Source organism: Candidatus Melainabacteria bacterium RIFOXYA2_FULL_32_9 (assembly GCA_001784615.1).
Lineage (GTDB): Bacteria > Cyanobacteriota > Vampirovibrionia > Gastranaerophilales > UBA9579 > UBA9579.
The window spans coordinates 1-7908 of record MFRQ01000135.1 but is presented as its reverse complement, the minus strand read 5'-3'; the positions used below and the strand labels follow the sequence as shown (position 1 = coordinate 7908).

Genomic DNA, 7908 nt, shown 5'->3' with positions numbered 1-7908 from the left:
CTTATTATATCCGATATCACTAAGAATCCCGAAAATTCTTTCCGTATCAGATTTATTCATCTGACATCCAAGTGTCTCTATATATACTTTTTTGTTCATAGTCTATTTTTTCAATCTTACTCAAATTACATTAAAATTATAGCTCAACCATGCTATTAGTCCATTTAGAGAATAAAATTATTAACTTAATGAAGTTGTTTTAATTGTTTGTTTTATTTAAATTATAAAAAGTCAATAATTACAGATAGGTAGCAACGATGAAAAAGATAAGGGTGCACGTATATATTGCAGGAAGGGTTCAGGGGGTTGGCTATCGATATAGTACTGTTCAAAAAGCAAAAAGTCTTGGAATAACAGGCTGGGTTAGAAATACCCATGACGGTAAGGTAGAAGCTATATTTGAGGGTGATGAAAATTCAGTTGAGGAGATGATAGCTTGGTGCAAACAAGGTCCACCTATGTCATTTGTTCTTAACATAGAAGTGTATAATCAGCCTTATACCGGTGAATTTCAGAAATTTTCAGTAAAGGGATAAATTTTTAAATTATGTCGTCATATATATTAATACCTCTTATAGCTTTAGCTTTATCAATAGGAAAAATTGATCCTATTCGTCTTAATCCTGCTTATGAGGAAAATATAATCACAAAAAATGGAATATTACAGGGGAATATTTCTGCAAGTTCTGAATTGCCGGAAGAATTTTACGGGACCTGGTCTGTTGCAGGAAGTGTTATAGAAACTAACAATCCATTTATGTTTAAAGTTAAAAGTTCTGATATATGGACTTTTGAGAAACTTAAAGATGTTATAACCCTTACTAATCCTGTATCAAGTGCATCAGCTTCAATAAATATAAAAGAAGTTCAAGGTAAGACGGCAATATTTACAAGAGAAAATTTTACTGATAAAGTCAAACAATATGAAAAGGCGAAAATAACAGTTGATGGAGATAATTTTATTGGTACTGATATAATTACGGTTGAGCACTACAGAAAAGGGAAACTTATTAACTCTAGTATAGTAGAATATGAAGTGTGTGGAACTAAAATTTCTGGACCACGATTAGAAGATATTTTTGCAAGATAGTAGTTAGAAAATACTGGAAAAGGTGCAAAATAATGGAAGCAATGAAAACATTAAAAGAAGCAAATTATGACTTAATAATAATAGGTGGAGGCCCCGCTGGTCTTTCTGCCGCAATTTATGCCGCTAGGGGTAATCTCAAAACTGCAATAATTGATAAAAGTATGCTTGGTGGTCAGGTAAGCAATACTCTTGAGATAGAAAATTATCCTGGTTTTCCAAATATTGGCGGTTTTGAATTAATGGAAAAATTTGAAGAACACGCTGATAAATTCAATATAGATAAGTATACTTTCCAGGAAATTGTACGTGTTGATTTATGTTCAGATATAAAAACTATTGAAACACTAGAATACAGCTTAAAATCAAAAACAGTTATTATAGCAACAGGAGCACAGGCAAGAAAATTAGGAGTTCCTGGGGAAGAAGAATTTGCTGGCAGGGGTGTTAGCTATTGTGCGGTTTGTGATGGGGCATTTTTTAAAGATAAAGTTGTAAGTGTAATTGGTGGTGGCAATGCCGCTGTAGAAGAAGCTTTGTATCTTACCAAATTTGCGTCTTCAGTAAATATAATTCACAGAAGAGATTGCTTGAGGGCTGATAAACTTTATCAGGAAAGAGCAATTAATAATCCTAAAATTGGCTTTATTTGGAATACAGTAATTAAAGAGATTAAAGGTGAAAATAGTGTTAATACAATAGTGCTTGAAAATGTAAAAACAGGCGAAATAAGTGAAATACAGACCGATGGAGTATTTCCATACATTGGATTTTCACCAAATTCAGAACTTTTCAGAGATCAAATTCAGTTAGATGCAGCAGGTTTTATTATTACTGATATAAATTTAGAAACCAGTTGTAAAGGAGTATACGCAGCCGGGGATATAAGAGTGACTCCTTTAAGACAGGTAATAACATCAGCAGCTGATGGTGCATTATCTGCAACAAGTGCTATTAAATATATTGAAGAATTTGATGCTCAAGTTGTAGTTAAAGATAAATTGTTGGAATGTTAATTTAACTAACAAATTTTTGTAGATAGCAAAAAGAGTGAAGCTTTTAATCACCTTTAAGGTGTTTGGACTGGGTTTTTCACTCTTTTTGCTAAAATTAGCTAATAATAAGGAATAAACAAAAAATTCTTAGGCTATTCTCTGTCATTCTTGTGGCTAAGAACCTATCCAGGAAATAAAAACGTACAGTTGTCATTGCGAAGATTCCGAAGGAATCTGTGGCAATCTTTCCATTTTACAGCAATTATTCAAAATCGGTAAGATCACCACGTCAGGTGACACAGTCACCTTTTCTAAATTCATTAATCATAGTCTAATTTACTGATGACTAATGACAGTGCGAAGCACCTCGTGATGACATAAGTAAATTTAATTCCTGGATAGGCTCTTAGCCACATTCTTAAGCTCTCAATTCTTCCAGTAATACTTCGTATTGTCATTCTGAACTAAGTGGAGAATTTCGGAGATCCTTCGCTAATGCTCAGGATGACAGTCTTACAAAATACGTAAGAATTTTTTGTTACCTCATTACAAGTGATTTATTTTTGAGTTATCATAAAAATTGAGATTCTAATGATTTGGCATTTACTAATCTTTACTTTTAGCAAAAAAGTATTCTATATAATTTGTGATTGTTGAATAATTATTCATATAACCGACTGGAATTAAGTTAACGGGAGCTCGTAAGTATGAAATTTAATATTTTAGAGAAAATTTTACCACCAGAAGACAAAGTATTTTATGCATGTTTTGAAGAGAGTGCAAATGTTTCTCGAGATGCGGCAATTCTTTTTAATACAATTATGCATGAGGGATTTAGTGAAGATAAATTAATTGATGCTAAAAGACTAAAGCATAAGAGTAATGATATAGCTAAAGAAACATTATGCCAGTTGAATTCAACATTCATTACTCCAATAGATAGAGAAGATATACAGCACGTTACAGCTCTTTTAAATAAAATTACGAAGAAAATCGTTAAAGCCTGTGTAAACTTAAGAGTATATAGGCTTGAAGTTCATAATGATAATATGAAAAAACAGGCTGAAACACTTGTAAAGGCTGCAGAAGAGTTAATCTATATTGTTGCTCACTTGAAAAAAATTACTCAGATTAAAGAAATCACTGAAAGTCATCACAGAATGAAAGAAATAGAGACGCATGGCGATGAGATTTTACATGTTGCAATGGATGAACTATTTTCCGGTCAATATGATGCATTAACAGTAATCAAGCTTAGAGACATTTATAAAGATATCGAGAATGCTTTAGATACTTGTTTTAGCGTATCAGATACAGTGGTTCACATTGTATTAAAACATGGTTAATAACTGATCATTTTGTGATTCTGTAATTAGAGATCCTAGAGAAATAGCGAGATACTTTTATGGAAATACTAATATTATTAATTGTTGTAATAGTTGCAGCGTTAGTTTTTGAATATATTAACGGGTTTCATGATGCTGCAAATGCTATTGCAACAGTTGTATCTACTAAAGTTTTAACTCCAAGACGTGCGGTAATGTATGGAGCAAGTTTAGAGTTTGTGGGTGCGTTACTTGGTACTCATGTAGCAACGACAGTAGGAAAAGGTATTGTTGCAACTGAGTGTGTTACTCAGGTTGTAATATTAAGTGCTTTACTAGGAGCTATTAGCTGGAACTTATTTACCTGGTACAAGGGACTTCCATCGAGTTCTTCACATGCTTTAATCGGTGGCCTTATCGGTGCTGCTGTTGTGCATAGTTCAGGATTTGGATCCGTAAACGCTGAAAAAGTTTATCAAAAAGTTCTTATTCCAATGGTTACTTCTCCAGTCCTGGGTATAGGTTTTGGCTTTATCTTTATGGTGATTTTAATGCATATGTTCTTTAAAGCTAATCCTGAAAGAGTTAATAAGCATTTTAGAAAGCTACAGTTATTTTCTTCAGGGTTAATGGCACTAAGCCATGGGTCAAACGATGCTCAAAAAACTATGGGGATAATGGCATTAGCTTTATATAGCTCAGGCTATATGAAAGATTTTCATATTCCATTATGGGTAATTATGTTATGTGCCATTACAATGGCATCAGGAACAATGTCTGGTGGATGGAAGATTATCAGAACAATGGGCAGTAAGGTTATCAAATTAAAACCTATTCACGGTTTTGCTGCAGAAACATCAGCAGCTACAATAATTTTAACAGCATCTCATATGGGTATTCCTCTTAGTACCACTCATGTTATTTCTACGTCAATCATGGGCGTTGGTGCATCACAGAGATTATCTGCGGTTAAATGGGGTGTGGTTAGTAATATTGTGACAGCATGGGTGCTAACAATACCAGCTTGTATGGTTTTAGCCGGCCTGTCATATTTCATTATTAGCAATGCTAATATGATGATTCTACTTGGTTTAGTAGCTGTAATTGTTGCAATTGTAATTATTAGCTTTATTTTAAAATCTATGAATAAAGAAACAGTTGCTCTACCGCAGGATATAGCACAACCAGAAGAAATAGTTAAGTAATAAGGACGCAATAAAAAATACTTACGCATTTTTTATTGCTCATTTATTTGCTGGTTACAGGAAGCAGGCTACAAAAATATTTATTGGATTTTTCATCAAAATCCATAAGTATTTTTTTCGCTGTCCTTAAAGCTAAGTTTTAAGTTTAAAAAAGGCAGAGCGTAATTATACATTCTGCCTTTTTTATCTCTTATTTTTATTTGCTTTCAATTAAAGACATCTTTTCCTTGTAAAATTCTGCAAATTCATCGTTTAAAATAGCACTTCTGGCATCATGCATTAATTTTACAAGATAATGAATATTATGAATTGTCATTAATATGCTTGCAGTTGCCTCTTTAACCCTGAACAGGTGTCTTATATAAGCTTTTGAATGATTCTGGCAAGCATAGCAATCACAACCTTCTACTAAAGGTGAAAAGTCTTCTTCAAATTCTTTATTTTTTATTACTCCTCTTCCCCATGGGGTAAAGAAGCTTCCATGCCGTGCAATTCTTGTTGGCATGACACAGTCAAACATATCAATTCCTCTTAGAACTCCATCAAGGAGGTCTTCAGGAGTACCAACCCCCATTAAATATCTTGGTTTATTTTCTGGTAATAAAGGAGCTGTTATCTCAACTATGCGATTTTTTAATTCTTTAGGTTCCCCTACGCTGACTCCGCCAATTGCATAACCATGAGAATTAACAGATGCAATTACTCTGGCACTTTCAGCTCTAAGATCATCATAAACAGAACCCTGGACTATTGGAAATAATGCCTGATCTTCACGTTTATGACTTTTTAAACATCTTTCAAGCCATCTATGTGTTCTTTCCATAGCTTCTTTAGCTTGAGCGTAATCACAGGGATAAGGCGCACATTCATCAAAAGCCATTATAATATCTGCACCAAGGCTATTTTGAACTTCCATTGATATTTCAGGACTCATAAAGTAGCTGCGGCCATCTTTAGGGTCTTTGAATGTTACACCTTCTTCTGTAAGGTTTCTTAGGTCTGATAAGCTAAAAACCTGAAACCCTCCAGAATCAGTAAGAATTGGTTTATTCCAATTCATCCATTTATGTAATCCACCAGCTTTTTCAATTAACTTGTGTCCCGGTCTAAGGAATAAATGGTAGGAGTTTGATAAGATAATTTCTGCCTGTGTGGCATATAAATGATCCTGGGTCATCATTTTGACAGCAGAATTTGTGCCTACAGGCATAAAAACAGGAGTATTAATCACCCCATGAGGTGTTTGAAATACTCCAGCTCTTGCATGTGAGTTAGAGCATTTTTTCAACAGCTGATAATCAAAGTATTTTTGTTGTGAAAGCATACAATTTTCTGATTATTCCAGACGGTAAAAATGTTTTACGTTAATATTATACTTTAAATTTAGGTTCAGTTATCCATTTACCTGCATCACGATTCCATTCTGTTGCAAGTTCTGAATCATGGAAGAATAAAGCGATTTCTCTTTTTGCACTTTCAAGACTGTCTGAACCGTGGACAATATTTCTTTCGGTAATTTGTGCATAATCAGCTCTAATAGTTCCAGGTGCTGCATTTTGAGGATTAGTAGAACCCATCATATTTCTTACTAAGGTAACAACGTCTATTCCTTGAAGAGCCATTGCTAAAATAGGGCCACTAGTGATAAATTGGATTAAATTTTCATAAAAAGGTTTACCTACGTGCTCTGCATAATGTTTTTCGGCTAATTCCCTGCTCATATGAATCATTTTCATGCCGATAATCTTAAACCCTTTTTTTTCAAATCTTTTGATAATTTCACCAATAAGTCCTCTTTGAACTGCATCGGGCTTAATAGCAACGAAAGTTCTCTCCATTTTACCCTCCAATAGTTAATTCCTCAAACATTAATTAGAGCATAAAATCGTATAACTTACAATCATAATCAAGTTGTATTTAGCTTCAAACACTGTAAAATTGCTGATATATCTTGATATAGAGTTAAGTAAAATAATCAAGTTAAATTATAGGTATTTAATTAACCGTTTAGATTTAGAGTTTTAGGTTTTTCTTGCTCAGTTTTATTTGAGTTAGGAACAGATTTAGTAAATGGTTGCTCTCTGTAGAGAATTAAAGTAGGCTCGTTTACTTCAATCTTTCCACCATCTTTTCTGACTATTGAATTATTTTTGACCATATAGGTATGAGCATCATTTATGCTTCTATATTTTGCACCTTCTTTTAGACCACCTGGTACACCGTATTTTTCATCTTGGCTCAGATCAATTTTGTCGAGTTCTTCAGGAATTACTTTGTATTTATCCCGTGTATTATTAAGTCCTTTATTGTTAATTACAGCAATAACGTCTTTTTCACTGTTATATCTATACATAGCATAGATGTTAGATTTATCTTGCTGCTTTTTAAGAGGTATTGTATGACCATTAACAAGCGGAGATAATCTCTTATCATTCCTTAAATTAAAGTTATTACTTATATCTTTATTAAAGTCTCTAATGAAATCATCTTTATGTTCTTCTTTATTCAAGTATTCCCAATGTAAACGATTCCTGTTCTGGAGATAAATGTTTTTAGAAGGGCTTTCCATGCCAGTTTCACCAAGTTCATCACCTGCATACATAGTTGGGTTTCCTGGCATAACTGCTAATATACTTGTTAAAGCTTTATATTTTTCTAAAGCAGGTGTTAGGAATTGCTTATGAACAAGAGTTTCTAATGTTTTACATTTACTTTCGTCTTTAGCAAATTTTTGAATTTCTAAAGAATTTTCCTTAGCTTTGTTAATAATATCTTCCCAATTGTGGGAAAAAGCCCTTCTTGCAAAGTATTCTTTATTTTTATTTTGAGCAAGTTCATCTATAGCATTTAATAATACTTGTTTAGAATTAGCACTTAACTCCAATTCTTTTGGTAAATCTTGAAAAGCTTTATTAACTGATTGTTTTAAAGCCTGAGCCGTAACAAAAGCAGACTGACCTGTTTGATCCAAGCTTGTAAGTTTATTTTTATATTCGATTAATTCTTGGACTTGAGGACATGATTTTCCCATTGAATCGTGAACTTCCTGGATTTTTTTATTATATTCAGTTTCTGATATAACTTTTTGGATTCTTGGATCATTTTTTATCCAATCTTTTTGCCAATTTTCTTCTATAAAACTCCATTTTTCATTCTGGGTTTTATTTTTATACCAGTCTCCATCTTTACCCAATGCTTTTTCATAAATATCATAAATAGGTTTCATTAACGCCATTCTTTTATCTGCGCCCATAGTTGAATCAAAAGTGTTTTTGATTTTCTCATCTATGTCGTTT

The 7908-nt window shown here is 33.0% G+C and carries 7 protein-coding genes and 2 pseudogenes (1 of these 9 only partly in view); 5 read left to right on the top strand and 4 right to left on the bottom strand.

Going from position 1 to position 7908, the window contains the following annotated elements; all coding sequences use genetic code 11:
* Nucleotides 1-99, bottom strand: a pseudogene (locus A2255_02630) (tRNA (N6-isopentenyl adenosine(37)-C2)-methylthiotransferase MiaB); it reaches 1177 nt to the left of the window's first position.
* Nucleotides 100-257: 158 nt separating this feature from the next.
* Here A2255_02630 and A2255_02625 point away from each other — a divergent pair.
* The 5 genes from A2255_02625 (at nucleotide 258) to A2255_02605 (ending at nucleotide 4612) form a co-directional block, all read left to right on the top strand.
* On the top strand, nucleotides 258-536 hold the full coding sequence (locus A2255_02625) for an acylphosphatase (GenBank protein ID OGI17871.1): 279 nt from the start codon (nucleotides 258-260) through the stop codon (nucleotides 534-536).
* A gap of 11 nt (nucleotides 537-547) precedes the next feature.
* On the top strand, nucleotides 548-1090 hold the full coding sequence (locus A2255_02620; GenBank protein OGI17870.1) for a hypothetical protein: 543 nt from the start codon (nucleotides 548-550) through the stop codon (nucleotides 1088-1090).
* A gap of 41 nt (nucleotides 1091-1131) precedes the next feature.
* Nucleotides 1132-2103: a thioredoxin-disulfide reductase gene (locus A2255_02615; GenBank protein OGI17874.1), complete on the top strand. Its 972-nt coding sequence runs from the start codon at nucleotides 1132-1134 to the stop codon at nucleotides 2101-2103.
* A gap of 686 nt (nucleotides 2104-2789) precedes the next feature.
* The gene (locus A2255_02610) at nucleotides 2790-3428 is read left to right on the top strand and encodes a hypothetical protein (GenBank protein OGI17869.1); all 639 of its coding nucleotides are present in this window, start codon (nucleotides 2790-2792) and stop codon (nucleotides 3426-3428) included.
* Nucleotides 3429-3487: 59 nt separating this feature from the next.
* Nucleotides 3488-4612: an inorganic phosphate transporter gene (locus tag A2255_02605; GenBank protein OGI17868.1), complete on the top strand. Its 1125-nt coding sequence runs from the start codon at nucleotides 3488-3490 to the stop codon at nucleotides 4610-4612.
* A 196-nt stretch (nucleotides 4613-4808) separates the two neighbouring features.
* On the opposite strand, the gene A2255_02600 is transcribed toward A2255_02605, so the two are convergent.
* The 3 genes and pseudogenes from A2255_02600 to A2255_02590 form a co-directional block, all read right to left on the bottom strand.
* Nucleotides 4809-5936 carry a tRNA guanosine(34) transglycosylase Tgt gene (locus A2255_02600; GenBank protein ID OGI17867.1) on the bottom strand — a complete coding sequence of 376 codons (1128 nt, stop codon included), beginning with the start codon at nucleotides 5934-5936 and terminating at the stop codon, nucleotides 4809-4811.
* A 46-nt stretch (nucleotides 5937-5982) separates the two neighbouring features.
* Nucleotides 5983-6450 carry a nucleoside-diphosphate kinase gene (locus tag A2255_02595; protein OGI17866.1) on the bottom strand — a complete coding sequence of 156 codons (468 nt, stop codon included), beginning with the start codon at nucleotides 6448-6450 and terminating at the stop codon, nucleotides 5983-5985.
* Between the two features lie 161 nt (nucleotides 6451-6611).
* Nucleotides 6612-7908, bottom strand: a pseudogene (locus A2255_02590) (hypothetical protein).